At 70.4% G+C, this 25872-nt stretch carries 20 protein-coding genes; 10 read left to right on the top strand and 10 right to left on the bottom strand.

What is annotated here, in order from left to right; all coding sequences use genetic code 11:
- Window positions 1-269 precede the first annotated feature (269 nt).
- Together ACWD4G_RS08340 and mscL are read left to right on the top strand one after the other, a co-directional pair.
- Window positions 270-902 (top strand): hypothetical protein, encoded by a 633-nt coding sequence (locus tag ACWD4G_RS08340; RefSeq protein ID WP_451291454.1) that lies wholly within the window; start codon window positions 270-272, stop codon window positions 900-902.
- 150 nt (window positions 903-1052) lie between these two features.
- Window positions 1053-1529 (top strand): large conductance mechanosensitive channel protein MscL, encoded by a 477-nt coding sequence (gene mscL, locus ACWD4G_RS08335; RefSeq protein ID WP_451291452.1) that lies wholly within the window; start codon window positions 1053-1055, stop codon window positions 1527-1529.
- 67 nt (window positions 1530-1596) lie between these two features.
- Here mscL and ACWD4G_RS08330 read toward each other — a convergent pair whose 3' ends face one another.
- Window positions 1597-1779 (bottom strand): hypothetical protein, encoded by a 183-nt coding sequence (locus tag ACWD4G_RS08330; RefSeq protein ID WP_451291450.1) that lies wholly within the window; start codon window positions 1777-1779, stop codon window positions 1597-1599.
- 109 nt (window positions 1780-1888) lie between these two features.
- Between ACWD4G_RS08330 and ACWD4G_RS08325 the strand changes: the two genes are divergently transcribed.
- The 4 genes from ACWD4G_RS08325 to ACWD4G_RS08310 all read left to right on the top strand — a co-directional run bounded on the left by ACWD4G_RS08325 (window position 1889) and on the right by ACWD4G_RS08310 (window position 6828).
- Window positions 1889-3229 carry a low temperature requirement protein A gene (locus ACWD4G_RS08325; protein WP_451291448.1) on the top strand — a complete coding sequence of 447 codons (1341 nt, stop codon included), beginning with the start codon at window positions 1889-1891 and terminating at the stop codon, window positions 3227-3229.
- A 97-nt stretch (window positions 3230-3326) separates the two neighbouring features.
- Window positions 3327-4370: a P1 family peptidase gene (locus ACWD4G_RS08320; protein ID WP_451291446.1), complete on the top strand. Its 1044-nt coding sequence runs from the start codon at window positions 3327-3329 to the stop codon at window positions 4368-4370.
- Window positions 4371-4613: 243 nt separating this feature from the next.
- Window positions 4614-5831 carry a L,D-transpeptidase gene (locus ACWD4G_RS08315; protein WP_451291691.1) on the top strand — a complete coding sequence of 406 codons (1218 nt, stop codon included), beginning with the start codon at window positions 4614-4616 and terminating at the stop codon, window positions 5829-5831.
- 244 nt (window positions 5832-6075) lie between these two features.
- A complete protein-coding gene (locus ACWD4G_RS08310; protein ID WP_451291445.1) occupies window positions 6076-6828 on the top strand; it encodes a DUF6227 family protein in 753 nt (250 codons plus the stop codon).
- A 45-nt stretch (window positions 6829-6873) separates the two neighbouring features.
- Here ACWD4G_RS08310 and ACWD4G_RS08305 read toward each other — a convergent pair whose 3' ends face one another.
- The 4 genes from ACWD4G_RS08305 to ACWD4G_RS08290 form a co-directional block, all read right to left on the bottom strand.
- Complete coding sequence (locus tag ACWD4G_RS08305; RefSeq protein ID WP_451291443.1) at window positions 6874-7152, bottom strand: hypothetical protein; 279 nt, start codon at window positions 7150-7152, stop codon at window positions 6874-6876.
- Between the two features lie 236 nt (window positions 7153-7388).
- Complete coding sequence (locus tag ACWD4G_RS08300) at window positions 7389-9542, bottom strand: PTS fructose transporter subunit IIABC (protein ID WP_451291441.1); 2154 nt, start codon at window positions 9540-9542, stop codon at window positions 7389-7391.
- A gap of 262 nt (window positions 9543-9804) precedes the next feature.
- A complete protein-coding gene (pfkB, locus tag ACWD4G_RS08295) occupies window positions 9805-10752 on the bottom strand; it encodes a 1-phosphofructokinase (RefSeq protein ID WP_451291439.1) in 948 nt (315 codons plus the stop codon).
- 125 nt (window positions 10753-10877) lie between these two features.
- A complete protein-coding gene (locus ACWD4G_RS08290) occupies window positions 10878-11639 on the bottom strand; it encodes a DeoR/GlpR family DNA-binding transcription regulator (protein ID WP_451291438.1) in 762 nt (253 codons plus the stop codon).
- A 290-nt stretch (window positions 11640-11929) separates the two neighbouring features.
- Here ACWD4G_RS08290 and ACWD4G_RS08285 point away from each other — a divergent pair, with 290 nt between their 5' ends.
- Window positions 11930-12919 (top strand): helix-turn-helix transcriptional regulator, encoded by a 990-nt coding sequence (locus ACWD4G_RS08285; protein WP_451291690.1) that lies wholly within the window; start codon window positions 11930-11932, stop codon window positions 12917-12919.
- 1038 nt (window positions 12920-13957) lie between these two features.
- On the opposite strand, the gene ACWD4G_RS08280 is transcribed toward ACWD4G_RS08285, so the two are convergent.
- On the bottom strand, window positions 13958-14956 hold the full coding sequence (locus ACWD4G_RS08280) for a sigma-70 family RNA polymerase sigma factor (protein WP_451291437.1): 999 nt from the start codon (window positions 14954-14956) through the stop codon (window positions 13958-13960).
- Window positions 14957-15206: 250 nt separating this feature from the next.
- On the opposite strand from ACWD4G_RS08280, the gene ACWD4G_RS08275 reads away from it, so the two are divergent.
- A complete protein-coding gene (locus tag ACWD4G_RS08275; RefSeq protein WP_451291436.1) occupies window positions 15207-15725 on the top strand; it encodes an N-acetyltransferase family protein in 519 nt (172 codons plus the stop codon).
- Here the strand turns inward: ACWD4G_RS08275 and ACWD4G_RS08270 are convergent.
- Together ACWD4G_RS08270 and ACWD4G_RS08265 are read right to left on the bottom strand one after the other, a co-directional pair.
- Window positions 15722-19765, bottom strand: coding sequence for a wHTH domain-containing protein (locus ACWD4G_RS08270; protein WP_451291434.1), 4044 nt, complete (start codon window positions 19763-19765; stop codon window positions 15722-15724). The two genes, ACWD4G_RS08275 and ACWD4G_RS08270, sit on opposite strands and share 4 nt — an antisense overlap.
- 83 nt (window positions 19766-19848) lie before the next feature.
- Window positions 19849-20679, bottom strand: a complete 831-nt coding sequence (locus ACWD4G_RS08265; protein ID WP_451291432.1) for a dioxygenase family protein — start codon at window positions 20677-20679, stop codon at window positions 19849-19851.
- A gap of 417 nt (window positions 20680-21096) precedes the next feature.
- Between ACWD4G_RS08265 and ACWD4G_RS08260 the strand changes: the two genes are divergently transcribed.
- Window positions 21097-21627, top strand: a complete 531-nt coding sequence (locus tag ACWD4G_RS08260; protein WP_451291430.1) for a MarR family winged helix-turn-helix transcriptional regulator — start codon at window positions 21097-21099, stop codon at window positions 21625-21627.
- 154 nt (window positions 21628-21781) lie between these two features.
- Here ACWD4G_RS08260 and ACWD4G_RS08255 read toward each other — a convergent pair whose 3' ends face one another.
- Entirely contained in the window at window positions 21782-23329 is a 1548-nt protein-coding gene (locus tag ACWD4G_RS08255) for an MFS transporter (RefSeq protein ID WP_451291429.1), read from the bottom strand.
- Between the two features lie 185 nt (window positions 23330-23514).
- Window positions 23515-24162, bottom strand: a complete 648-nt coding sequence (locus tag ACWD4G_RS08250; protein WP_451291427.1) for a TetR/AcrR family transcriptional regulator — start codon at window positions 24160-24162, stop codon at window positions 23515-23517.
- A 255-nt stretch (window positions 24163-24417) separates the two neighbouring features.
- Between ACWD4G_RS08250 and ACWD4G_RS08245 the strand changes: the two genes are divergently transcribed.
- Window positions 24418-25782 carry a M6 family metalloprotease domain-containing protein gene (locus ACWD4G_RS08245; RefSeq protein WP_451291425.1) on the top strand — a complete coding sequence of 455 codons (1365 nt, stop codon included), beginning with the start codon at window positions 24418-24420 and terminating at the stop codon, window positions 25780-25782.
- Window positions 25783-25872: the final 90 nt, after the last annotated feature.

Below are 25872 nucleotides of genomic sequence, written 5' to 3'. Positions count from 1 at the left end.
GGGCGAACCCCTCCCTCACCTCGGCCGGGGCTGGGCGGGCCCTCCCCCAACTCGGCCGGGGCCTGGGGGGCGGCAGCCCCGAACCGGTCCGGGTCGAAGGGGCGGCGCCCCTGGTGGAGGGGACGGGTAGGGGCGGCGGGGGCGGAATCGCTCGTTCGAGGGGCGGAGTTTTCCACAACCGGCGAGTAGTCCACCGGTCGCAGCGGGCTTCGCCACGAGGCCTCATCGTGGGACCGCAAGCCGATCTCACGACAGCAGGTGGTGACCCCATGTCCCGTTCCATGCCCCGTTCCACGCCCGGTTCCATGTCCTCCTCGCCCGTGCGCCCGCCCGCACCCCTTTCACAGCCCGCACGCACCCCCTCCTGGGCCGCAGGCCCTCCCGGTACCGATGCCCCGCCCACCTGCGAGGTCCCGCACTTCGCCCCGCTGCGGGTGCGCGGTGGGGCGGGGCGGCTGCGGCGGCTGGCCCGTTGTCGGCGGAGGGCCATGGCGGCCGGCCTCGCGGTGACCGCCGTCGCGCTGCTGGCGACAGGGGCGGCGGGCCCCGGGGAAGCCGAACGGGTCAGGGGGCACCCCGTGGCGGACCCTGTGCCCCGGCCCGGTGCGGGGGCCGACGGCGGCTCCCGGTCGGGGAAGGTGGCGGCGCCCGTCCGGATCGCCGACGGAGCGACGGTACGGCTGTTGCGGCCGGGCGACCGCGTCGATGTGATCGCCGCCGAGGAGTCCGCCGCGGCCGGCGGCACCGCGCGTGTGATCGCCCGTGGCGCCCGGGTCACCGAGGTGCCGGCCGCCGACGCCACGGAGAGCGGCGCCCTGATCGTCCTGTCGGTGCCCCGCACGACGGCGGCAAAGCTGGCCGGTGCCGGTGTCACCTCCCGACTGGCGGTGACCCTGTGGTGAGCCCGAGCCTCGGCGGAGGCACTGCGCCGAAGACCGACACCTGCCCGGCAAGTCCCCCGGCGGAGGGACCCAGTTGGACACCCGGGCCATGCCCTGACGTAAGTTGCGGAGTCGTTTGTTCCACAACAACCAGTGCAGAAGGGCCTCGTGGTGAGCGACAAGAAGGAGCCGAGCGTCTGGGAGGGCTTCAAGGCCTTCCTGATGCGGGGGAACGTCGTCGACCTGGCCGTCGCCGTGGTCATCGGCGCGGCCTTCACCAACATCGTCAACTCGGTGGTGAAGGGGGTCATCAACCCCCTGGTGGGCGCCGTCGGCACCAAGAACCTCGACAGCTACGCCTCCTGCCTGAAGGACCCCTGTGTCGTGGCCGCGGACGGCACCGTGACCAGCGGCATCCGGATCGCGTGGGGCTCGGTCCTCGGCGCGACGCTGAGCTTCGTGATCACGGCGGCCGTCGTCTATTTCCTGATGGTCCTGCCCATGGCCAAGTACCTGGCCCGTCAGGAGGCCCGCCGCAAGGCGAAGGAGGGCACCCACGAGGTCATCGAGGTGACCGAGCTGGAGGTCCTGAAGGAGATCCGCGACGCCTTGGTGGCCCAGCGGGGCTCCGACCACGACCGCGGGTAACGCCGCCCGGGGCGGCTTGGGCGGCCGGCCGGTGGTGCCGCGCCCTCATGGCTCCCGTCCGACGGGGTCAGAGGTGGTGGGGCGGCTTCTCGTTGAGGAAGCGCTTCAGGTCGGCCGCGCTGTCGCCGCCGTCGGCGGGTCGCTCGCCCCAGCCGTGGTCCGAGTCGTCGGACGACGGACGGCTGAGCGGGTCGTCGAAGATCAGCGCGGCCTTGGGGTCACGCGGTTCGGGGGCGGCGGCGGTACTCATGCCTCCAGGGTACGGCCCCGCCTACCACCGGCATCCGGCTAGCACGGGCACATGTGCCGGTGAACGTCCGCGCGAGAATTCCCCTGGGTTTTCTGGTCTGCTAGGCGCTATGACGCCCCGTTCGAGTCCATCCGGCCCTTCGGGTGCGGGCCCGGAGCCCACCCCCGCACCGGGCCGCCCCACCCCCGCTGCCGCGCCTCCGACCGGCTCACCCATAGCCTCGCCCTCGCACTCGTCCTCAACCTCGCACCCCGCCTCCGCCGCGCGTCCGGCGCTGCGCAGGCTGGTCGCCCGGGGGCGCGGGGAGGAACATCGGGTCGCGTCGCCGTTGGAGCTCTTCTTCGACCTGTGCTTCGTGGTCGCCGTCGCCCAGGCCGGTGTCCAGTTGGTGCACGCGATTGCGGAGGGCCACGCGGGCGAGGGCATCGTGAACTACGCGATGGTCTTCTTCGCGATCTGGTGGGCCTGGATGAACTTCACCTGGTTCGCCTCGGCGTACGACAACGACGACGTGCTCTACCGGCTCGTGACACTGGTCCAGATAGCGGGGGTGCTGGTGCTCGCCGCCGGGGTGACCCGGGCCTTCGAGGACCACGACTGGACGCTGGTCGTACTCGGCTACGTGATCATGCGGCTGGCGATGACCGCGCAGTGGCTGAGAGCGGCACGGTCCGCGACGAGCGGCGAGCGGACCATGGCGCTGCGGTACGCGGCCGGTGTGGTGCTGTGCCAGATCGGTTGGCTGGGGCTGCTGGCGCTGCCGGAGTCGGCCAGACCGTGGCTGTTCCTGGGGATGGCGATTGCCGAACTGAGCGTGCCGGTGTTCGCGGAGAAGAGCTTCAACACGTCCTGGCATCCGCATCACATCGCCGAGCGGTACGGCCTGTTCACCATCATCGTGCTGGGCGAGACGATCCTGGCGGCCACGGTCGCGGTGAAGTCGGCCGCCGACGAGAACGACGCGCTGGGCGAGTTGCTGCCCATCGCGGTGGGCGGGCTGCTGATCGTGTTCGCCGCGTGGTGGATCTACTTCACGGTGCCCATCCACGGCCATCTGCGCTCCAACAGGGAGAGTTTCCTGTGGGGTTACGGCCACTACCTGATCTTCGCCTCGGCCGCGGCGATCGGCGCCGGGCTGGAGGTCGCCGTGGAGGAGGCGGTGCACGAGGCGCACATCTCCACTCTGGCCGCGTCCGCGGCGGTGACGCTGCCGACGGCGCTGTATCTGATCTCGGTCTGGGCGTTGCACTCCCGCCACTACAAGGTGGGGATGGCGCAGCAGGCGGTCCTGCCAGTGGCCGCGCTGGCGACGGTCCTGTGCACGTTCCTGGGCCATTGGGCGGTCCTGGCGGCGGGTGTCGTTGCGGCGACGACGGTGGCGGTCGGCGTGATACTCACCGCCCGCCGGAGCGGAAAGGAGCAGACGGCGGCAGAGAAGGCGACCTCCTGACGGCCCCGGGGCTCTCTGACATCGCTCCCGGCTCACCGGCGGCTCTCCAGAGCCCCACGCACACCCCTGGTCGACGACACGAACGAGACTGGTGGCCATGACAGTTGACGCTTTGACGGATGTGGCGGGTCTGCGGGTCGGTCACGCCACCCGGAACGACGGCGGCTGGCTCACCGGCACCACGGTCGTGCTGGCACCGGAGGGCGGCGCGATCGCGGCCGTCGATGTGCGCGGCGGCGGCCCCGGCACCAAGGAGACGGACGCGCTCGACCCCAGGAACCTGGTGCAGAAGGTCGAGGCGCTGGTGCTGACCGGCGGCAGCGCGTACGGGTTGGACTCCGCGTCGGGGGTGATGGCCTGGCTGGAGGAGCGGGGGCGTGGTGTCCGGGTCGGGCCCGACCACGGGCATGTGGTGCCGGTGGTGCCCGCCGCCTGTGTCTTCGATCTGGGCCGGGGTGGCGACTTCCGGGCCAGACCGGATGCGGCCATGGGCCGGGCGGCGGTGGAGGCGGCCGCCGCGAGCGGGCCGGGTGCGCCGGTGGAGCAGGGGTGTGTGGGCGCCGGGACGGGGGCCACGGTCGGGCAGTTCAAGGGCGGGGTCGGCACGGCGAGCACCGTGCTCGGCTCGGGGATCACGGTGGCCGCGCTGGTGGTGGCCAACGCGGCGGGATCAGTGGTGAATCCGGAGACGGGGGTGCTGTACGGGGAATTGTTCCAGGGGCGTACGACGTGTCCGGAGCCCGGAGTTCATGAGGCGGCACGGCTGAGGCTCGCGGAGATCGCGGCGAAGAACTCGGCGCCGACGCTCAACACCACGCTCGCCGTGGTCGCCACCGACGCCGAGCTGACCCGCGCCCAGGCCCACAAGTTGGCCGGCACCGCGCATGACGGCATCGCCCGTGCCGTGCGCCCGGTCCATCTGCTCAACGACGGCGACACGGTCTTCACCCTGGCGACGGGCGCCCGTCCGCTGCCGCCCGAGGCCGGCCCTCTCGCCCTGAACGAACTCCTGGCGGTGGGCGCCGACTTGGTGACGCGGGCGATCGTGAGGGCGGTGCGGGCGGCGGAGTCGGTGGACGGGCCGGGCGGAGTGTGGCCGTCGTACGGGGAGTTGTACGGCAGAGGCGACGGGGCTCGGTAGGGGCGCCGGAACCCCACCGCCCGGCTCCTCATCCATCCCGTCGGGGGCTTCGGCCACAGCGGTGGCTCCCGGCACCGGAGTTGGCGATTGTCCCGGTTCTGTCACGTGACCGGGTCGGGGGAACCCGTTGAAGCGACAAGCACTCTTTCTCCACGTACTGGAGCGGATCACATAGATCACGCAGATCTCGCGGATCGCATGGATGGTGCGGATCACGCGGACGCGGAGAAGGTGGAGCAGATCGTGACGAGGCCGAAGAGTGCTGTGCGGCGTGCGACGGTGGCCTGTGCCGTGCTGGTGGTCGGGGCGTTGACGCTCACCGGATGCGGTGGGGACGCCAAGGCCGACAACGGCAGCGGCGGCGAGAAGACGTCGGCGAAGGACTCGGCGGCGCGGATCACGATCTCGGCGAAGGACGGTTCAACGGGAGCGTCGATCAACGCGACCGGGGTGAAGGTCAGCGGCGGCAAGCTGACCGAGGTGACGATGAAGGTGACGGAGAGCGGGACGGAGGTACCGGGTGAGATAGCCGCGGACGGGCGGTCCTGGCAGCCGAAGGAGCAGTTGGAGCGGGGCACCAAGTACCAGATCTCGGCGACGGCGAAGAACACCGAGGGGAAGACGTCGGCGGCCAACTCCATCTTCACGACGGTCTCTTCGGCCAACAGCTTCATCGGGACGTACACGCCGGACAACGGCACCACGGTCGGGGTGGGGATGCCGGTGTCGTTCACGTTCGACAAGGCAATCACGGACAAGAAGGCCGTGCAGTCGCACATCACGGTGTCGTCGAGCAGTGGGCAGGAGGTGGTCGGGCACTGGTTCGGGGAGCAGCGGCTGGACTTCCGGCCCGAGGAGTACTGGAAGGCCGGGTCCAAGGTCACGATGAAGATCGACCTGGACGGCGTCGAGGGCGCGAACGGGCTGTACGGGGTGCAGGACAAGACGGTCACCTTCACCGTCGGGCGTTCGCAGGTGTCCACGGTGGACGTCAACACACAGACGATGACGGTCGTTCGGGACGGTCAGACACTCAAGACGGTGCCGATCTCGGCCGGTAGCGCGCAGAACCCCACGTACAACGGTCAGATGGTGATCTCGGAGAAGTTCACGCAGACGCGGATGAACGGCTCGACGGTCGGGTTCGGCGGGGAGTACGACATCCCGGACGTGCCGCACGCGATGCGGCTGACGACGTCCGGCACCTTCGTCCACGGCAACTACTGGTACAGCAGGTCCAACCCGCCCTTCGGCAGTCAGGGCACCAGCCACGGCTGTGTCGGTCTGGCGGACGCGCAGGGGGCGCAGGGGGACACGGAGGGCAAGTGGTTCTTCGACAACTCGCTGATCGGTGACGTCGTGATCGTCAAGAACTCCCCCGACGACACGGTCGCGCCGGACAACGGCCTGAACGGCTGGAACATGTCGTGGAGCGCGTGGACCGCGGGCAGCGCGGTCTGAGGGGCGGGAGCGGAGAGTTCCAGGTGAGCGGTGCGCCGCATACCGCCCGAATGACGACCAAGTGATCCACCCGGTGAACTCCCCCTGGCCGAGGGTTGGCCGGAGTTCGTACGGCCGCGCGGGAACCGCCCGCGCGGCCACGTCGTTTTATGGACGTACGTTTCTCGGTTCGGGGACATGATGTCCGACCGAGGGGCTACGGTATGCACCCACAAGGTGACATGCAGCAACGCCGGGAGAAACCTTGAGCGTTCCGTACGAGACGGCAGCGTACGAACCACCCGAGTCGCCCGAGTCTCCGGAGGAGCACCTCGCGCGACTCCTCGGTCGCGCCCTGAACTCCTTCGAACTGCCCGACGAGACCATACGGCAGCTCGACTGCGCCCTCGCGCACGACAGCTCGCTGCACTCCGCGCACTACAGTTCGGGGCTGCACCGGGCGACGTACCGGCACACCTGGCTGCTCGCCGACGGCTCCGCGGTCACGTTGTGGGAGCTCGCGCACAACACGACGCCGGGCAGCGACACCCAGCACGAGGTGTACACCGAGGAGGAGGAGTTGCGGGCCGCCACCGCGCGGCTGCCGTTGCCCCCGGACTCCCCGGAGGACTTCGAGCTGCCCGACATGGTGGAGTTGACGCCGTTCCCGGAGCCGCGTCACGAGTATCTTCTCGACGACTCGGCGGACCATGCCCGGCGACTGCTGCGGCGCGCGGAGAACCCGGACCCTCCCGGTGGGGAGCTGGCCACACTGCTGCTGCGGACAGCGTTCGCACACGAGATCACCCAGGCTTTCGGCCGCCCCAGCAGGCGCGCTCGGCGCGGTCGGCCGGGGGCCAACTTCTCGCTCTACGAACACGCGTTCCTACTCACCGACGGCCAGGAGATCTCCCTGTGGGAGGTCGAGCACACCTGCACTCCGGACGGACGCCATATGTGCGAGGTGTACACCACGGAGGACGCGGCGCGGGACGCGATGGAACGCCGGGCCGGGTGAACGACGTACAGGCGCGCATAGGCGCGCACGACGTAGAGGTGTGGGTCAGGTGCGGCCGTCGTCGCTGAAGCGGCGGGCCAGGAAGGCGAAGGCGTCCTGTTCCGCCGGGGTCAGTTCCACATGCTCGACATGGGGGCCTCTGCGGCGCTGATGCGGCAGGGCCCGCAGGCGTTCACCGCGGCGGCGGGCCAGTTCGGCGAAGCGGATGCGGTGGACCTCGCGGTCCCGGCGCAGTACGCGGACCAGCACGGCGACCCAGATGACCGCCGCGAGGGCGAGGGCGGCCACGCCCACCAACTGGAGGATCGACACGTGCTCAGGCATGCCCACCAGTAGACACCAACGGATGGGACTTTGTGCCCGGACCGTGACGTATCTCGCAGGTACGGCGTACAAGTCACACGGGTTGTAAAGGCGCCCAAAGGGGCGCGCGGGACATGGCCCCCGCGCGCGAACGCGCGCGGTCGCAGCCCTCTGCACGAGAGCTGCGGCCGATGTACGACGTGCCCGTGGTGGTCACCACGTGGTGGTCACCGGAGTGGTGGTGGCCGGGGTGGTGCTCAGGCGGCGACCGGCTGCTTGGCCTCCGTGCCGGCGGGAGCGGAGGCGGAGCCGGCGGCCGTACCCGGCTGGGTCTTGCGCATGCCCTTCAAGGCGATGACCAGGCCGGCCGTGACCGCCGTACCGGCCGCGATGGCCAGCAGATAGAGGACGGGCTTGCCGATCAGGAAGGTGACCCAGATGCCGCCGTGCGGGGCGCGCAGGGTCGAGCCGAACGCCATGGTCAGCGCGCCGGTGACCGCGCCGCCCGCCATGGAGGCCGGGATCACCCGCAGCGGGTCGGCCGCCGCGAACGGGATCGCGCCCTCGGAGATGAAGGAGGCACCGAGCACCCAGGCCGCCTTGCCGTTCTCGCGCTCGGCGGTGGTGAACAGCTTCTTGCGGATGGTGGTGGCGAGGGCCATGCCCAGCGGCGGGACCATTCCGGCGGCCATGACGGCGGCCATCACCTTCATCGCCGAGTCGCTCGGGTCCTGCACGGCGATTCCGGCGGTGGCGAAGGCGTACGCGACCTTGTTGACCGGGCCGCCGAGGTCGAAGCACATCATGAGGCCGAGGAGGATGCCGAGCAGAACGGCGTTGGAACCGGAGAGGCCGTCCAGCCAGTCCGTCATGCCCTCCTGCGCCTCGGCGATGGGCTTGCCGATCACCACCAGCATCAGGAAGCCGACGATCATCGACGAGACCAGCGGGATCACGACCACCGGCATGATGCCGCGCAGCACCGGCGGGATCTTGATCCGCTGGATGCCCATGACGACCGCACCGGCGATCAGACCGGCGGCCAGACCACCGAGGAAGCCGGCGTTGATGTTGGACGCGATCATGCCGCCGACGAAGCCGGGGACGAGACCGGGCCGGTCCGCCATGCCGTACGCGATGTAACCGGCGAGGACGGGGATCAGGAAGCCGAAGGCGACGCCGCCGATCTGGAACAGCAGTGCGGCCCAGCTGTCGACCTGGAGCCAGTCGAAGTGCTCGGTGACCGGCTTGGCCGAGTTGATCTCCCAGCCGCCGATCGCGAAGCCGAGGGCGATGAGGAGGCCGCCCGCCGCGACGAACGGGACCATGTAACTCACGCCGGACATCAGCCACTTGCGCAGCTTGGTGCCGTAGCCCTCGCCGGGTTCGCCCGCGCGTTCGACGGGGGTGGAGCCGCCGGGTCGTGCGGCCGCGGTGACCTCGCCGCGCGCGGCCTTCTCCCGTACCTCGGCGATCAGTTCGGCGGGACGGTTGATGCCCGCCTTCACACCGACGTCGACCGTGGGCTTTCCGGCGAACCGGTCCTTCTCCCGTACGGGCACGTCGTGGGCGAAGATCACACCGTCGGCGGCGGCGATCACCGCCGGGTCGAGGCGGGTGAAGCCGGCCGAGCCCTGCGGCTCGACGACGACCTCGACGCCCTCGGTGTCCCGTCCCGCGTTCTCTAGCGACTCGGCGGCCATATAGGTGTGCGCGATGCCGGTGGGGCAGGAGGTGACGGCGACGATACGGAACGGGCGGGCGGCCGGGGCGGGTTCGGCGGCCGGGGGGTCGTCCGTGGTGGCCGAGGGCCCATCCGTGGTGGGCGGGGTGGAGGGCGTGTCCGGGGTGGTGCTGACCGCGGCGGCGTCGGGGGAGGCCGTTCCGCCCGACGCCGCCGCGGAGTCTTCGGTGCCCGAGGTGCCGTCGGCGCCGCCGGTGACCTCGGCGACCTCGGTGGGCCGCGCGTCCGCGTCGCCCCGGATGAGGGCGGCGGCGCGGGCCGCGTCGTCCACGGCGCGCAGCGCGTCCGTGAACTCGGTGTTCATCAGCTGGCGCGCGAGGGAGGACAGGATCGTGAGGTGGGCGTCGTCGGCGCCGGCCGGGGCGGCGATCAGGAAGATCAGGTCGGCGGGACCGTCGGCAGCGCCGAAGTCGACACCGGCGGCGCTGCGGCCGAAGGCGAGGGTCGGCTCGGTGACGTGTTCGCTACGGCAGTGGGGGATGCCGATACCGCCGTCGAGGCCGGTGGGCATCTGGGCCTCACGCGCGGCGACATCGGCGAGGAAGCCGTCCAGGTCGGTGACCCGGCCCTTCGCCACCATGCGCTCGGCGAGGGCACGCGCCGCCGCTTCCTTCGTCTCGGCGGACAGGTCGAGGTCGACCAGGTCCGCGGTGATCATCTCGCTCATCGCGGGCTCCTTCGCACGCGTATCGCCCGGGGAGTGTGGTGGGCGGGGGTGGGGACGGGGGTGACGGGAGTGTGGGGGGTAGGGGGCGTTGGGGTGAGGTGGGGTAACGCAAAACGAAGGTTCGTTCGCGGAGCTGGGGCTACGTCGGAGTCGGGGGCGGGCGCCGCAAAACGAACGTTCGCTCGCGGAGCCCCCACAGCATCAACACCCCCGCGGCCCGAAACAAAACGAACGTTCATTCCGGCCATACCCCCACCCCCGCTCACGACACCCCCTCCCTCAGCCCCCGGTCCACCGGCACCTCCGCCGTGACCGTCACCGCGCCCAGATCCAGGTCCCCCGGGGCGGGCATCACGCTCCCCGGCAGTTGCACCGCGGCAGCTCCGTGCGCCACGGCGGAGGCAAGGGCTTCCGGCCCTCGGCCGCCGGCGATCAGGAAGCCGGCCAGGGAGGAGTCGCCGGCGCCCACGTTGCTGCGGACGACGTCCACGTGGGCGCTGCCGTACCAGGCTCCCGAGGCGTCGACCAGGAGTTGGCCGTCGGCGCCGAGGCTGGCGAGTACGGCGGTGGCACCCATCTCGCGGAGTTCCTCGGCGGCCTTGACGGCGTCGCCGATGGTGGCGAGGGGGCGGCCCACGGCTTCGGAGAGTTCCTCGGCGTTGGGCTTGACGACGTCGGGGCGTTCGCGGAGGGCGGCGATGAGGGCGGGGCCGGAGGTGTCCAGGGCGATACGGGCGCCCGCCGCATGCGCGCGGGCGACGACCTCGGCGTACCAGGACGGGGCGAGCCCGCGCGGGAGGCTGCCGCAGCAGGCGATCCAGGAGGCGTCGACGGACTGGGCGCGGACGGTCTCCAGGAGGAGTTCCTGTTCGGCGGGGGAGAGTTCGGGGCCGGGTGCGTTGACCTTCGTCAGGACGCCGTCGGCCTCGGCGAGGGCGATGTTGGAGCGGGTCGCCCCGGCGACCGGGACGCGGGCCACCTCGATCCCCTGGGCGTCGAGCAGGTCCGCGACCAGTGCGCCCGGCGCACCACCGAGGGGGAGTACGGCCACGGTGCGCTGTCCGGCGGCGGCGACCGCGCGGGAGACGTTGACGCCTTTGCCGCCCGGGTCCATGCGTTCGCCGGTGGCCCGGATGACCTCGCCGCGGTCGAGGGAGGGGACCTCGTAGGTGCGGTCGAGGGAGGGGTTCGGGGTGACGGTGAGGATCATGCGCACTCGTTTCTCGACAGACAGGACTTCTGCCAGGCCTTCTGCCATGCCTTCTGCCAGGCCTTCTGCGCGGCTCCGATCTGCCGCTTCGCCCGGAGGCTTTTCAGCTCCCGGCCTCCGCGGCCCTAGACACGCAGTACTTCCGTGCCGCCGCGCTCGATGGCCGCTGTGTCCTCGGGACTGAGGCCGCTGTCGGTGATGAGCAGGTCCACGTCGCCGAGGTGGGCGAAGCGGGCGAAGTGTTCCTGGCCGTGCTTGGTGGAGTCGGCGAGCAGTACGACCCGGCGGGCGGCGGCCACCGCCGCCCGCTTGACGGCGGCCTCGGCGAGGTCGGGGGTGGTCAGGCCGTACTCGGTGGAGAAACCGTTGGCGGCGACGAAGAGGACGTCGGCGCGGATCTCGCCGTAGGCCCGCAGGGCCCAGGCGTCGACGGCGGCGCGCGTACGGTGGCGGACCCGGCCGCCGACGAGGTGGAGCTGGATGCCGGGGTGGTCGGCGAGGCGTGCGGCGATCGGGAGGCTGTGGGTGACGGCGGTGAGCGTCGCCTCCAGCGGGATCGCGGCGGCGAGGCGGGCGATGGTCGTACCGGCGTCGAGGACGACCGTGCCGTCGCTCGGCAGTTCGGCGAGGGCGGCCTGGGCGATACGGTCCTTCTGGTCGGCCGCGGTGCCCTCGCGCTCGGCGAGGTCGGGCTCGAAGTCCAGCCGGCCGGCCGGGATGGCGCCGCCGTGCACGCGCTGGACGAGACCGGCGCGGTCGAGGGCCTTCAGATCGCGGCGGATGGTCTCCGCCGTGACCTGGAACTCCTCGGCCAGCGACACCACGTCCACCCGGCCGCCGTCACGGGCGAGCCGGAGGATCTCCTGCTGCCGCTCCGGTGCGTACATGTCCGTTCGCCTCCGCCTGATGCCCGAGTCTGTGGTTTCGCTCGGAGGCTACGCCCGGATTTCCGAAAAGTAAACAGGTTCGGACGTTGATCAGAAACAAGTGGGCATCTGTGGGTGTGGGTAGCCGGGGTGGCGCGACGTGGACCGGCGGCTCGCTCGTCGGGGAATGCCGTCCGGTTGGGTCAGTTCCTGTCCCACTCGTGCGGGATTCTTGGGGCCATGAGGACGACACACAGGATGACCGGCACATCCCGTACCTCCGCCATCTCCTGCGCGGGAAGGGCCGCGTCGTGACGACCAACACCCCGGCCCGCCTGCTGCAGTTGCTCTCGCTTCTCCAGACGCCTCGGGAGTGGCCCGGTGGGGAGTTGGCCGAGCGGCTCGGGGTGTCGCGGCGGACGGTGCGGCGGGACGTCGATCGGTTGCGGGAGCTGGGGTATCCGGTGGAGGCGTCCCGGGGCGCGGACGGCGGGTACCGGCTGGTCGCGGGGAAGGCCATGCCGCCGCTCGTGCTGGACGACGAGGAGGCCGTGGCCATCGCGGTGGGGCTGCGGGCCGGGGCCGGGCACGCCGTCGAGGGCGTGGACGAGGCCTCCGTACGGGCCCTCGCCAAGCTCGAACAGGTGCTCCCCTCCCGACTACGGCACCGCGTCTCCACGCTCCAGGCCGCGACCAGCCCTCTGACCAGCGGCGACGGTGCGACGGTGGCTCCCGAGACCTTGACCGTCATGGCCTCGGCGGTGGCCGGCCATGAATGCCTCCGCTTCGCCTATCGCTCCGGCCAGGGAGCCGAATCCCGGCGCCACTGCGAGCCGTACCGGCTCGTCTCGACCGGCCGCCGCTGGTATCTCGTCGCCTACGATCTCGAACGCGCCGACTGGCGCACCTTCCGCGTCGACCGTGTCGCGGACCCCTTCGCCACGGGCGCCCGTTTCGCGCCGCGCGAGCTGCCGGCGGGGAGTGCGGAGGAGTTCGTCCAGCAGTCGATGTACGGCCGGCAGGGTTCGTACGACGTCGATGTCACCTTCGCCGCCCCCGCCGAGTCCCTCCCGCCCGGCCTGGCCCACTGGCTCGGCACCCCCGAACCCGTCGACGCCCACAGCTGCCGTCTCCGCACCACCACCGGCGACGCCCTGGAGTGGGTGGCGGTCCGCCTCGCCCTCCTCGACTGCGACTTCACGGTGCGCGAACCGCCGGAACTGGTCGAGTGCGTACGGCAGTTGGGCGCCCGCCTCAGTCGGGCGGCGACGGCGACGACAGCTGAAGCGGCGGAGGGGTGAGGGGGCTGGACAGGGGGAGGGCGGAAGCGGGGCAGGTTCGGTGGCGGGCGCCGGGGAGGCGAGAGCGGGAGCGAGGGGGCGGGAGCCGGAGGGCGGCGAGTGGGTCGTCGGACGGCGTAGAGGACCGGCGGAGAACGGCGGCACAGCGGGAAGGCGGGGAAATGGAGCCGGGCTCCGGCGCCGAGGGGAGGCGCCGAAGCCCGGCTCTGGGAGAGTCCCGGCGCTGGGGGGAGAGCGTCGGGACTTGGCTTCGGTGGGGCGGCGGTTCGGTGGTCCACGGTTCGGCGGTCGGTGGTCGGTGGGTCGACGTCGACCTGTCTTCGGTCGGCCGTCGCCCTGCGCCGCCTACGCCGGGGCTCTCGGTCGTTCGGCGTTCGTCTCGGGTGGGCCGATGGGTCGCATTGGGTCGAAGCGCGGGCCAGGTGCACCGGACTCGGCGGCTCGGTTCACTCGGCTCGGTCGGACTCAGGTGCGGCCACCTGGGCTGGGTGCACCAGGCTCACCGGCTGGATTCACTTGCTCGTTCGGGCTGAGGTGCGGCCACGTGGCGCGATCGGCTCGGTTCGGCTCGGTTCGTTCAAGGGGCTTGGTCGCGGCGCCCTCGGCTTCCCCGGACTCCTCTCGGGACGGACGTTCTCGGACCACGGGTCCCGGGCCGCGAGGCTCCGGGCCCGGTGAATTCGGTGGGCCCGCCAGTCTTGTGCCCCGGGAACGGGGGATTGAAGCGACGTAGTACAGCCATTACGGCCGAGCCATGGCCGACGCACGGCGGTACGGTACGCCGCCGCCCAGCCGACCGACCGGCTGCCCGGCGCCCGGTACCGCCACAGCGCAATCGCGGCAGCCACAGCCGACCCACGCCTCACCACGCGGACCCGACCGGTCGGCCCACACCGGACCGACCGAATCACATCCACCCCTCGACCACGTCGTCCTACAACGGCGACCCCGCCCAGCACCCCACTCCCCCGCGGCCGAAGGAGCGAACCGTCGGCGGCCGCCCCGCAGCGGCGCAAGGGGGCGCGGCCCGGGGGCGGCTTACGCCGCCGCGTCGAACCCGGTGTCGCGAGCCAGCTTCTTCAGTTCCAGCAGCGCGTGCTTCTCGATCTGGCGAATCCGCTCGCGGGTGAGCCCGTGCTCCTTGCCGACCTCGGTGAGGGTGCGCTCGCGGCCGTCCTCGATGCCGTACCGCATCTTGATGATGGAGGCGGTGCGCTGGTCGAGGCGCCCGATGAGGCTGTCCAGTTCCTCGCTGCGCAGCAGCGTCAGCACGGACTGCTCCGGTGAGACCGCGGAGGTGTCCTCCAGCAGGTCGCCGAACTGGGTCTCGCCCTCGTCGTCCACCGACATGTTCAGCGAGACGGGGTCGCGGGCCCAGTCGAGGACGTCACCGACGCGCTCCGGGGTGGAGCCCAGCTCGGCGGCGATCTCGTGGGGCTCGGGGTCGCGCCCGTGCTCGCGGTTGAACTCGCGCTGCACCCGGCGGATGCGGCCCAGTTCCTCGACGAGGTGGACGGGCAGCCGGATCGTGCGCGACTGGTCGGCTATGGAACGGGTGATGGCCTGACGAATCCACCAGGTGGCGTACGTCGAGAACTTGAAGCCCTTGCGGTAGTCGAACTTCTCCACCGCGCGGACCAGGCCGGCGTTGCCCTCCTGGATGAGGTCGAGCAGGGGCAGGCCGCTGCGCGGATAGCGGCGGGCGACGGCCACGACAAGGCGGAGGTTGGACCGTATGAAGATGTCCTTGGCCCGGTCGCTGTCGGCGACGAGGGCCTGGAGCTCCTCGCGTGTGGCGTCCGCCCTGGGCTCCTCCTCGCCGTCGAGGATCTGCTGTGCGAACACACCCGCCTCGATGATCTGGGACAACTCGACTTCCTTGGCGGCGTCGAGCAGCGGTGTACGTGCGATCTCGTCGAGGTACATGCCGACCAGGTCGCGGTCGGCGATCTCGCCGCCAGAGGCGCGAACGCTGCTTGCCGCGTCGCTCCCGCCGGTGGCGGACGAACGACGAGCGGCGACGGCACGGGTTGCCATGCGTGCTCCCTTGCGATGGTGGGCTGGCAGGGTCGTGTCTGGGTCCTACGTGGTCCGGTGGCCGCACGGGCGCTGCCGCTGAGCTGCGAGGCGGTCACTAGTCACTGACTGCACTAGCCACTGCCTCTCACTCTGCCGCGAGTGCCCGGCTTCCGAAGGAAACAACGACTGGAATCAGGACAGAATTCCCAACCTGTCCCACTATTTTTCTGATCTTGCAGTACCCTGTGCGGCCACAGGAGGGGGCGTGATGTCGAACGAGCCCGAAGAGGTGCAGGTCAGGCCGGGAGTCGAGGCGGACCTCGATGCCCTCACCGACATCTACAACCACCACGTCCATGAGACGCCGATCACATTCGATACCACTGTCTTCACTCCGGAAGAGCGCCGTCCTTGGCTGCTCTCCCACCTTGAAGACGGACGGCACCGCCTGATAGTTGCCGCCACGGCAAACTCACAGAGAATCCTTGGCTACGCCACAAGCAGCCCGTTCCGGGCGAAGGCGGCGTACGACACCTCGGTGGAGGTGTCGGTGTACCTCGCCCCGGACGCCGGCGGCCGCGGCGTGGGCACCCTCCTCTACAAGGCCCTCTTCGAGGCCCTCGCCGACGAGGACATCCACCGCGCCTACGCCGGCATCGCCCAGCCGAACGCCGCCTCCACCCGCCTCCACGAACGTTTCGGCTTCCGCCACGTCGGCACGTACCGCGAGGTGGGCCGCAAGTTCGGGCGGTACTGGGATGTGGCCTGGTACGAGAAGGACCTCTAGTCGGGGTTTTGTTCCCGGACCTGGTCGGGGTTTTGTTCCCGCGACCGCCCGTCCCCCGACAACCTGGGGAGCTTCGCCATCGCGGCGCGGATCATGTCCCTGACGTCGGGGACATCGACGCCGAGGTAACGGAGGCGGGCCGCCACCTCGTCCATGGTGAGGTCGAGTTTCCGGGAGGCGGCGTAGATGTGACCCAGGTGAGGGCACTCTCGCGGGTCGAGCCAGGGCTCGACGCCGTGCAGGAAGCAGCTGAGCAGCTTCAGGTCGTCCTGACAGCGGTTCCGGTCCGGGTGGTCGTAGTCCGGGATGTCCAGTCCGTACGACGCGAGTCGGGACGCGATCTCGGCGGTGCTCCTGCGCAGGTCTTGTGCCGTGGTCAGAAGTTCCACGATCGAAACGCTGGAATCGTTCAAACCCCGGTCACTCCAGATCTTCAGCCTCTCGTTCAGGAGCACCGTGTCCAGGGTGTCCGGTGCCTCGGGAGGATCGAACACGATGTCCACGCCGAGTCTGCGCAACCCGTCGGCCACTTCTTTCAACGTCAGATTCAGTTCATCAGCCCAGATCCACAGGTAGTCGCAGTTGGCCGCGCTTTCGTAGACATCGAACAGTGCCCAGTCCCGGGCGGAAGGCTCCCAGGTCGGCACCGACGGGACGGCCATTCCGTAGGACTCCAGGATCGAGACCAGTGTGTTCATGGACAGGTCAAGTTCCCTCGCGGCCCACAGCAGGTGAAGGCCGGGAACGGACTCCCCGGCCACCAGCCAGGGGCGGGCACCGTCGAGATCGTGGCTGAGCAGTCTCATGTCGCTGGGCCCTGGGACGGCCGGTGCCTGACCGACGGTCAAGCCGAAGTCACGCAGTCTCTGCCGCAGCTCCTCGGCGGAGACACCGAGGTGTACCGACTGCTGGAGCACCCGTCCGGGCGGTACGGGCTCGTCCGATGGCAGCCAGCCCCCAACGTCGTCCACGGCGACGCTCAGCAGGCGGAGTTCCTCCTCGCCGGGCCGAGCCGGAAGCTTCGTGGCAGCGGTGACGTCGAGACCGTAGCCCTTCAGGCGCCTGGCGGCCTCCGGGACACTGATGTCGAGTCGGAGGCAGGCGTCGAGAAAGTGTCCCAGTGGAACAGGCTCATCGGCGGGCAGCCAATCCGGAGACCCGTTGAGTGAGCGGCTGAGCAGCGCCAGGTCGAGCGGGTCAGGCGGGGTGTCCGGGAACGGGTCGACCCGGTTGATGTCGGCGCCCAGTGCCACGGCACGCTGGGCGACCGTGCGCGGCGTCATCCCCGTCCAGGAGGCCACCGAGAGCACATGGCCGGGAGCCACATCGCCGCCGACCCCGGTCCAGTCCCGAAAGCCCCCGAGTACATCATGGTCCGACGGCAGCGCGGGGAGGAGCGGCCCCACGTCCCTCAACTCCGGGACGAGGACGGAGAACGCTTCGGCCGCACCATGGTGCAGTAGCCGCCAGAGCAGGACGTGGTCCGGGGTTCCGGCGCTCGGATGGGTGTTGCCCAAGGCCAAAGCGATCAGGTGGGTATCTGTGGGAAAGCAACCCACCTCGGCCACCTTGAACGTCCGGCCGTCCCGCAGCCCCAACTCCACGCCCGCCACCATTGCCGCCCTGACCACGATGTCGGCGACCCCTGGGCTGTGGCGGGCCACATCGGTGATCCATCCGAAGGTCAGCAGATCGGGGTCCGAGGCGACCAGTTCCTCTGCCGCCGCGCCCAACAGCTCTCCCGTCTTCCCCGAGACGTCCTCAAGAATCTCCAGGCGGTCGATGGAGAGCTTGGGCACCTGCGCTCCCACGAGGTTCACCACCGCACCGCGCAGCCTCCCATCCGATGACGACTGCCATGACGTATGCATGTCCCTACGGGGAACCGCGAGCAGCCCGACCGGTCGACTCGGGCGCGCGAGGAGCCCGTCGACCAGCACACCCCCTCCCTCCCCGCACCAGACCACCTGCGGAATCGCGGCGTCCGCCGTACGCAGGCAGGGCACCAGTGCCCCCTCCGCGTGGATGCCGTCCGTGCCGTCGTCCCACGAGGACCGCGGCCTCGGCCGCAGCTCCCCCGCCTCCCATGTCACCGCGGGCCCCCGCCCCTCGAACTCCGCCGTGGTCTCGAAGTCCGCGACCCCCAGAAGGCGGGTCAACTCCCGTACGCAGGACGGGGCGTTGTCCCGGACATAGAGCCGCACGGTTGTGCCCGGGCCGGTTCGGCCGGTCTCGGTGGGGGCGATGCGGAACAGGTGGTTGGGGCCGTGGATGGAGGTCGTGTAGCAGGGGCCGGTGCTGCCGTCCTCCCGGAGTTTGCGGGTGGTGACCTCGATCTCGTCGGCGATCATGAAGTAACTGAGGACTCCGATGCCGAAGCGGCTGACGGGATAGAGGTGGACGTCCTCCGTGTGCCACTTCGCCCGTTCGTTGCGTACGTCCGTCAGGTCGGTGAAGCGGGTGCCCGCGCGGGCGAAGACGCGGGCGAGATCGCTGTCGCTCATGCCGATGCCGTTGTCCTCGCATTCGAGGTACGCGCGACCGTTCTCCACACCCTGCCGAAAACGGATCTTCCCCGTCCAGGAGTCGCCGCGTACGACGCCCTTCTTGCGCGCCAGGCGGGTCTGGTACGCGGTGCGGGCCCTGCGGTAGCGGCAGGCGTCCAGGGCGTTCTGGTACAGCTCGCGCACGGCCAGGCCGGGGCTGCGGTAGAGCTGGTCGCCCATGAGGAGGGTCTGCACGCGCTGTGGATCGACCTGGAATTTGCTGTAGCTCTCGAACTTCGGTCTCAGGTCGTCGCCCTGCGCGGGCTTCAGGCGCTCCGCCTGGGCCCTGATCGGGAGTGCGCGCAGGGGCTCCCGGTCGTCGCTGTCGCGTACCGTCCGGTGGATGTCGGACAGGAGGGCGTCGATCTGGTTCGTGTGCTGGAGCAGTGCCTCGAAGACCGCCTCGTGATGGCATTCGGCGGCGAGGACCGTGGTCGCGGTGTCGCCCTCCCAGTCGGCTTCGTCGAGCGTGGTGCGCAGCTCGTCGAGATCCACTCGGTGCGGGATGCCCAGGTTCTCCACCAGGACGTCGGGAAGCGCGGGCATGTCCAGGGCGCGGGCCCGGGCGACCGCCAGCAGCAGGCCGAGCCTTCTGGCGTGGATCACCTGGCGGACCTGGCCGCCTCCGCCGGGGGAAGCCACCGCGTCAACCGTCTCCAAACGCTCCGGACGGCACAACTCGCCGGGCGGCAGCCGCACCCCGTACAGCATCCGCTCCACCAGGCGCCATCGCCGCAGCACACGGTCCGCGCTCACGGCGACCAGGGCCGGATCGTCCCAGGGCAGTCGGTCCATCAGGTCCTTGTACGCGCACGAGTAGCGCTCGGCACCGCGCAGTTCGGCGTCGACCCACTGGTGGAACAGCCACCAGCCGATCTCCTTCTTGGCGTCCCCTCGTGCGGGAAGGCCCAACCTGGCCCGCCTGACGAGCCGTTCGTGCTCGCGGTGGAAGAACACCTCGAAGTCGGCCCGCTCCCCGGCTGTGCCCGTCGGCTCCAGGTTCGAGGGTCCCACATGGCGGCGGGCGGCGGCGGTACGCGCCCACAGGCACTGGGAGAGGAACGGGGCGAGGGCCAGCAACAGGGCCTCCACTCCGGCCAGTTGCCATGCGCCGGCCCGTGCGAGCCTGCTGATGTGGCCGTGGAACCGTTTGGTGAGCCCTCGGTCCCACCAGGGGTCGTCGTCCGCGAACGTCCGCTCGGCCTCGTCGTGCAGCGCCCCGAGCGCGCCCGCCAGCACGCGGGCCGCGCCCCGGAACGCCTCCCCGTCCCGCGTTTCGGAGAAGCGGTTCTGCGTTTCGGGGACGCGCTGCCACAACTGGGAACCGTCGATCTCCCGCACCCAGGGGTGAAGCGCTTCCGTGGGAGCGGCGGTCGGGGGTGCGGGCGTCGCGTAGTGGTTGATCACCAACTGGCCCACGTCCCGCGCCTGGAAGGCCGTGCCGTGGACCGTGGTGTCGTTGATGCTGTTGTCCGTCCCGCCCCGCTCCGTCACACCGTCAAGCCTAGGAGCAACTCCCCCACGCCCATAGGGGAAACGGCACGTCGGCCACGGCTACCCGAACCGCGCCGACGCCGCTACCCGAACTGCACCGACCTCTTCGCCAACCCCATCCAGAAGCCGTCGATCACCGACTTCTGGGCGGTGAGTTCGCCGGAGGCGTCCGCCGCGCCCATCGTCACGAACAGAGGAGCGAAGTGCTCCGTGCGGGGGTGGGCCAGGTGGCCTGCCGGGGACTTGTGGAGGAAGTCCAGGAGGGCGTCCCAGTCGTGGGATTCGAGGGCCTGGTGGCCCCAGGCGTCGAACTCCGTGGACCAGGACGGGGTGTCGGAGTGGCGTAGGGCGGCGAGGTTGTGGGTGAAGAAGCCGGAGCCGATGATCAGGACGCCCTCGTCGCGGAGGGGGGCGAGCCTGCGGCCGATGTCCATCAGCTTCAGGGGGTCCAGGGTCGGCATCGAGATCTGGAGGGCGGGGATGTCGGCGTCCGGGTACATCTCGACCAGGGGGACGTACGCGCCGTGGTCCAGGCCCCGGTCCGGGATGTCCTGGACCGGGATGCCGGGGGCGCGCAGCAGCTTGCGGACGGACTCGGCCAGTTCGGGGGCGCCCGGCGAACCGTACGTGACCTTGTAGTAGTGCTCCGGGAAGCCCCAGAAGTCGTAGACCAGGGGGACGGGCTCCACGGCGCCGATGGCCAGCGGTGCCTCCTCCCAGTGGGCCGAGATCATCAGGATCGCCCGGGGGCGGGGCAGGCTCGCGGACCAGGCGGCCAGTTCGCCGGGCCAGATGGGGTCGTCGGCGAGCGGTGGGGCGCCGTGGCTCAGATAGAGCGCGGGCATACGCTCCGGCTCCACGGCCGGGCGCCCTTCGGGGACGGTGGTGGCGGAGGTGGCTGAGGTGGCGGACATCAGGGGTGACTCCCTCGACACGGCATTCGCGACGCGCAGGGCGGGTTCGGGTGGCTACGGACGGCTACGCGCGGTGTTGTCGGCGGTGTTGTCGGCGGTGTGCGGTCGTCCGTGACATACGTGATGTACGGGTGCGTAGATCTCGTACGTCGTATGCGTCGCATCCAGTGCATACAGGTGATGCATCACATGCGGAACGCATATGCCTCAGCGGGCACTGCGGTCGCTTCAGGCTGTTTGGTTTGTTCTGCCTCTTCGGCTTTTTCGGCTTGCTTCAGGGCTCCTTCGTGCTCAAACGCGCCTTTCCGGCGCTTGAGACCTCTCCCAACTCCCCAGTAGTTGAAGTCTCAATATTTATTGCTTCACCTTACATCTCTATAGTTCAAAATTCAAGAAGGGTACTCGTACAGTGGGGGTATGAAGAAGGCATCCGACACGTCGAACGACATGTCCCCGGCCCCGGACGAACCCCGGTGGCTCACCGACGGCGAACAGTGCACCTGGCTCGCGTTTGTGCACGCCACGACCCTCCTGGAGGACCATCTCGACCGGCAGTTGCAGCGCGACGCGGGCATGCCGCACCTCTACTACCACCTGCTGGTGGTGCTGTCCGGCTCGCGGCAGCGGCGGATGCGGATGACCGAGCTGGCGATGCACACGAAGATCACCCGTTCCCGGCTGTCGCACGCCGTCGCCCGGCTGGAGAAGAACGGGTGGGTGCGGCGCGAGGACTGCCCGTCGGACAAGCGGGGGCAGTTCGCGGTGCTCACGGACGAGGGGCAGGAGGTGCTGGAGAAGACGGCGCCGGGGCATGTGGCCGCGGTGCGGCAGGCGTTGTTCGATCGGCTGACGCCGGAACAGCAGAAGTCCCTCGGCGAGATCATGGGGATCATCGCCGAGGGACTTCAGCCGAAGGAGGCCGGGGCGGATTTGCCTTGGCTGCGGTGAGGCTCCGCCGGGGAGCCGGGTGAGGTGGGGGGTGACTGGGGTTGGGGAGATGTGCGGGTCCGGTGGGGGCTTGTCGCGCCCACGCGGCGGTAGCCGCAAATCCAACACAGCCCCGCGCCCCTGGAAGGCGGGGCTGCGCCCCGGCCTTCCAACCTCAGTGAGCGATCACCGGGATCTTGACCTCGTCCGACTCGGCCTCTTCGCCGCCCGTGGCAACCGGATTCGAGGCGTCCGGCCGGCCCGTGGTGACGAAGGTGAAGGCGATGGCCGCCGAGACGGCGAGGATGGCCACGGCGAACCAGATGGCGTTGGTGTAGCCGTGGACCATGCCCTGGAGCTGGACCAGTTGGGCGGCCGGCTTCGAGGTGGCCGTGGCGATGTGGTCCTCGATGTAGGACGTGGTCGCCGAGGCGGCGACGGTGTTCAGCAGGGCGGTGCCGATGGCGCCGCCCACCTGCTGGGAGGTGTTCACCATCGCGGAGGCCACACCCGCGTCACGCGGCTCGACGCCGAGGGTCGCGAGCGACATCGCCGGCATGAACGCCGTACCCATGCCGAGGCCGAGCAGCAGCTGGGCGGGCAGCAGCAGGCCGAGGTACGAGGAGTCGACCTCCATCCGGGTGAGGAGCAGCATGCCCACGGCCGCCACCAGGAAGCCCGGCGCCATCAGCAGGCGCGGCGGGACCCTCGTCATCAGGCGGGTGCCGATCTGGGTGGAGCCGATGATCATGCCCGTGATCATCGGGAGGAAGGCGAAACCGGTCTTGACCGGTGAGTACCCCTTCACGATCTGCAGGTAGTAGGTCAGGAAGAGGAACAGGCCGAACATCGCGATGACCGCGAGGCCGAGGGAGAGGTAGACACCGCCCCGGTTCCGCTCCGTCACCACGCGCAGCGGCAGCAGCGGGGCCTTGACCTTGGACTCGACGAGGACGAAGGCCGCCAGCAGGACGGCGGAGCCGATGAACAGACCGATGGTCACACCGTCACCCCAGCCGTCGGACTCGGCGCGGGTGAAGCCGTAGACCAGGGAGACCAGGCCCAGGGTGGACAGGACGACGCCCGGGATGTCCAGCGGGGAGCGGTTGCGGCCGCCCTCCGGCTCACGGATGACGAAGTACGCGCCGACCGCCGCGATCACCGCGAACGGGATGTTGACGAAGAACGTCCAGCGCCAGTCCAGGTACTCGGTCAGGAAGCCGCCGAGGATCAGACCGACGGCACCGCCGCCGCCCGCGATGGCGCCGTAGATGCCGAACGCCTTCGCGCGTTCCTTGGCGTCCGTGAACATCACGGCCAGCAGGGAGAGCGCGGCCGGCGCGAGGAGTGCGCCGAAGGCGCCCTGGAGCGCGCGGGCGCCCAGCATCATCGCCTCACCGGTGGCCGCGCCGCCCAGCGCGGAGGCGCCGGCGAAGCCGATCAGACCGGTGACGAAGGTGCGCTTGCGGCCCCACAGATCGGAGATGCGGCCGCCGAAGAGCAGCAGACCACCGAAGGCCAGCGCGTATGCCGTGATGACCCACTGCTTGTTGCCCTCCGATATCCCCAGGTCCTGCTGGGCGGACGGGAGGGCGATGTTCACGATGGTCGCGTCCAGTACGACCATCAGCTGGGCGAGCGCGATGAAGACGAGCGCTTTCCAGCGGTTGGAGTGCGAGTCGTCCACCGACGACTTCGCGAGGCTCTGGGCCGTTTCAGACATGGGGGTACCCACTCCGGGAGTATGTGACGGAAATATCGGTAACTGGCGGCAAAAAAGGGTGACTTGAAGTGCGGCTGGTCAACGCTGACAGCCGTGAAGGTGACTCCTGGGACGTCCCCGCGTCCCCGCGTCCTTGCGTCCTTGCTCAGTCGGTCAGTCGGTCAGTCGGTCTGTCGGTCTGTCGGTCAGGCCTGGCGCAGGTCCTCCATGGTCAGAGGGGTGCCGGGCAGGTCGGAGCGGGCCGGGACGCGCAGGCCGTCCAGGAAGAGCTGCAGATGGCGGTGCAGATAGCGGTCGGCGCCCGCGCACTGCGTGCCCGCCGGGGGCCTGCTGAGCTGGCCAACGGCGAGCATCATGTCGCCGACGCCGACGTCGGCGCGGAGCTGCCCGGCCCGCCGGGCGCGCTCCATGACCTCGCCGATGAGGTCCTCCAGCCGTTCGCGCGCCGCCTCCAGGTCGGGGTGGTGCTTGTCGAACGCGCTCTGGACCATCGGGCACAGCGCGCTGATCCGCTCGTCGGCGGCGGTGTGCACGAACCGGGACAGCGCCTCGAACGCGTCTCCGGTCTCGGTGAGCGCGGCCTCGGCCGCCTCCGCCGTACGGTCCATGACCGAGCACACGACCTCCCGGACCAGCGCTTCGCGGTCCGGGAAGTTGCGGTACACCGTGGCGTTGCCGACACCGGCGCGGCGGGCGATCTCGTCGAGCGGCACCTCGGGGCCGAACTCCACGAACATCTCCCGGGCGGCGGTGACGATCCGCTCCCGGTTGCGCAGTGCGTCGGCCCGGGGGCGGGGCGCCTTGCGCGGCACGGGGGCGGTCATGGTCTCCACGGCGTACTCCTTGAGGGTGATTATCCGGGGATGTTGTCCCCGTTTCGCTCGGACACCTGACCAAACGGGGAAACGGTCCCCGGTTATTTCCCGCCATCGAGGAGATTTCCTGTGACCTGAGTCACAGCCCGCTGGCCAGGAAACCCACGTTCGGCCTCTTCCAACGCGCGCCCCCGGCACCCCCCGCCCCAGGGTGATCGAAAGGGCGCAGCCGCTTCGCACCCCGTGGCTGCCGTGACGCGAAGGGACCCGTGCATGCAGCAGCCGGACCCGAAGTCGCAGTCCGTACGACGCCGGATACGCCCGCAGGTTCGGTCCGTACGACGCCGGATACGTCCCGAGCCCCGGTCCATACGACGCCGGATTCGTCCGCGTCGCGTCGTCGCGCTCGCCTCGGTCACCGTGCTCACCCTCGCCGTCTCCACCTCCGCCGGCACCGGCCGGCTCATGGCGAACGCGACGACGGCCGCCGGCGCCACGTCCCTGGCCCGGGGTTCGGCGCTCGGCCCCTGCATGATCCGCGGACGGCTCGGCGTCCAGATGTCCGAGGGCATACCCACCCCGCCCGGCTACTCCCGCTCCACCGGCACCGTCCGCGCCCTCAATCTGATGGTCGACTTCTCCGACGCGCCCGGCGAGGGCGAGGCGATGGACCGCTTCGCGGAGTTCGCGCCGCAGACCCAGAAGTGGTTCAGGACCAGCTCCTACGGCCGGATCGACTACCGTCCGGAGGCCCCCGTCACCGAGTGGCTGCGCATGCCGAAGCCGTTCCGCTCCTACGACATAGAGCGCGGCGCGCCCTTCGACCCCGGCTACCGCCGTCTCGTCCAGGACCTCGTCCGGGTCGCCGATCCGCTGGTCGACTTCCGGGCGTACGACCTCGTCAACGTCCTCGTCACCCCGAACGCGGGCCCCTCCGCCCTCGACACCGTGCTGTCGGTGACCTTCGCCGGGAACAGGGAGGCGCCGGTCGCGGACGGGACGCCGGTGGCCAACGCGTCGTTCGTCTACAGCCGCCAGGACGACGGTTCCGGCTCGTACGACGAGACGGGCTACCGCGTGCTCCCCCACGAGAACGGTCATGTGTTCGGACTGCCCGATCTCTACACCCATGAGGGCGGGGGTGCCGTCGGGCACTGGGACATCATGAGCGAGGACTGGGGCGCCGACAACGACCTCCTCGGCTGGCACAAGTGGAAGCTCGGGTGGCTGGACCCCGGGCAGGTCGGGTGCGTGGCCGCGCGCGGCAGCGTCGAGTACAACCTGACGCCGCTGGCCGAGCCGGGGGGCGGCAAGCTCGTCGTCGTGCCGCTGACCTCGCGGGCCGCGTACGCCGTCGAGCTGCGGACGCGGGCCGGGAACGACGCCGCCGTGTGCCGGCCCGGGGTGCTGGTCTACCGGGTCGACGCGGATGTCGACACCGGTAACGGGCCCATCCGGGTGTACGACGCCCGGCGGGACAGCGGGGGGTGTACGCGGAGCCCCAACGTCCACGCCGAGTTGTCGGACGCGCCGTTCGTCACCGGGGAGACGTTCAAGGACACGAGGGCGGGGATCGAGGTGCGGGTCATGGGGGTGGATGCCGCCGGGAAACACCGGATACGGGTGACTCGGGAGTAGGCGGAGGGGGTGGGGGGTGCGGTGGTTGGGCGCGTGCGGGTGGGTGGGGGTTGCTCGCGCAGTTCCCCGCGCCCCTGAAAAAGCAGGGGC

This window comes from Streptomyces sp. NPDC002643 (genome assembly GCF_053592555.1).
This window is presented reverse-complemented; position numbering and strand designations above follow the sequence as displayed.

Bases quoted from the DNA above. Each gene is read 5' to 3' on its own strand.
- ACWD4G_RS08340 (WP_451291454.1), top strand. From the start codon at position 270: ATGTCCCGTTCCATGCCCCGTTCCACGCCCGGTTCCATGTCCTCCTCG.
- ACWD4G_RS08330 (WP_451291450.1), bottom strand. From the start codon at position 1,779: ATGAGTACCGCCGCCGCCCCCGAACCGCGTGACCCCAAGGCCGCGCTG.
- ACWD4G_RS08325 (WP_451291448.1), top strand. From the start codon at position 1,889: ATGACGCCCCGTTCGAGTCCATCCGGCCCTTCGGGTGCGGGCCCGGAG.
- ACWD4G_RS08320 (WP_451291446.1), top strand. From the start codon at position 3,327: ATGACAGTTGACGCTTTGACGGATGTGGCGGGTCTGCGGGTCGGTCAC.
- ACWD4G_RS08305 (WP_451291443.1), bottom strand. From the start codon at position 7,152: ATGCCTGAGCACGTGTCGATCCTCCAGTTGGTGGGCGTGGCCGCCCTC.
- ACWD4G_RS08300 (WP_451291441.1), bottom strand. From the start codon at position 9,542: ATGAGCGAGATGATCACCGCGGACCTGGTCGACCTCGACCTGTCCGCC.
- pfkB (WP_451291439.1), bottom strand. From the start codon at position 10,752: ATGATCCTCACCGTCACCCCGAACCCCTCCCTCGACCGCACCTACGAG.
- ACWD4G_RS08290 (WP_451291438.1), bottom strand. From the start codon at position 11,639: ATGTACGCACCGGAGCGGCAGCAGGAGATCCTCCGGCTCGCCCGTGAC.
- ACWD4G_RS08280 (WP_451291437.1), bottom strand. From the start codon at position 14,956: ATGGCAACCCGTGCCGTCGCCGCTCGTCGTTCGTCCGCCACCGGCGGG.
- ACWD4G_RS08275 (WP_451291436.1), top strand. From the start codon at position 15,207: ATGTCGAACGAGCCCGAAGAGGTGCAGGTCAGGCCGGGAGTCGAGGCG.
- ACWD4G_RS08265 (WP_451291432.1), bottom strand. From the start codon at position 20,679: ATGTCCGCCACCTCAGCCACCTCCGCCACCACCGTCCCCGAAGGGCGC.
- ACWD4G_RS08260 (WP_451291430.1), top strand. From the start codon at position 21,097: ATGAAGAAGGCATCCGACACGTCGAACGACATGTCCCCGGCCCCGGAC.
- ACWD4G_RS08255 (WP_451291429.1), bottom strand. From the start codon at position 23,329: ATGTCTGAAACGGCCCAGAGCCTCGCGAAGTCGTCGGTGGACGACTCG.
- ACWD4G_RS08245 (WP_451291425.1), top strand. From the start codon at position 24,418: ATGCAGCAGCCGGACCCGAAGTCGCAGTCCGTACGACGCCGGATACGC.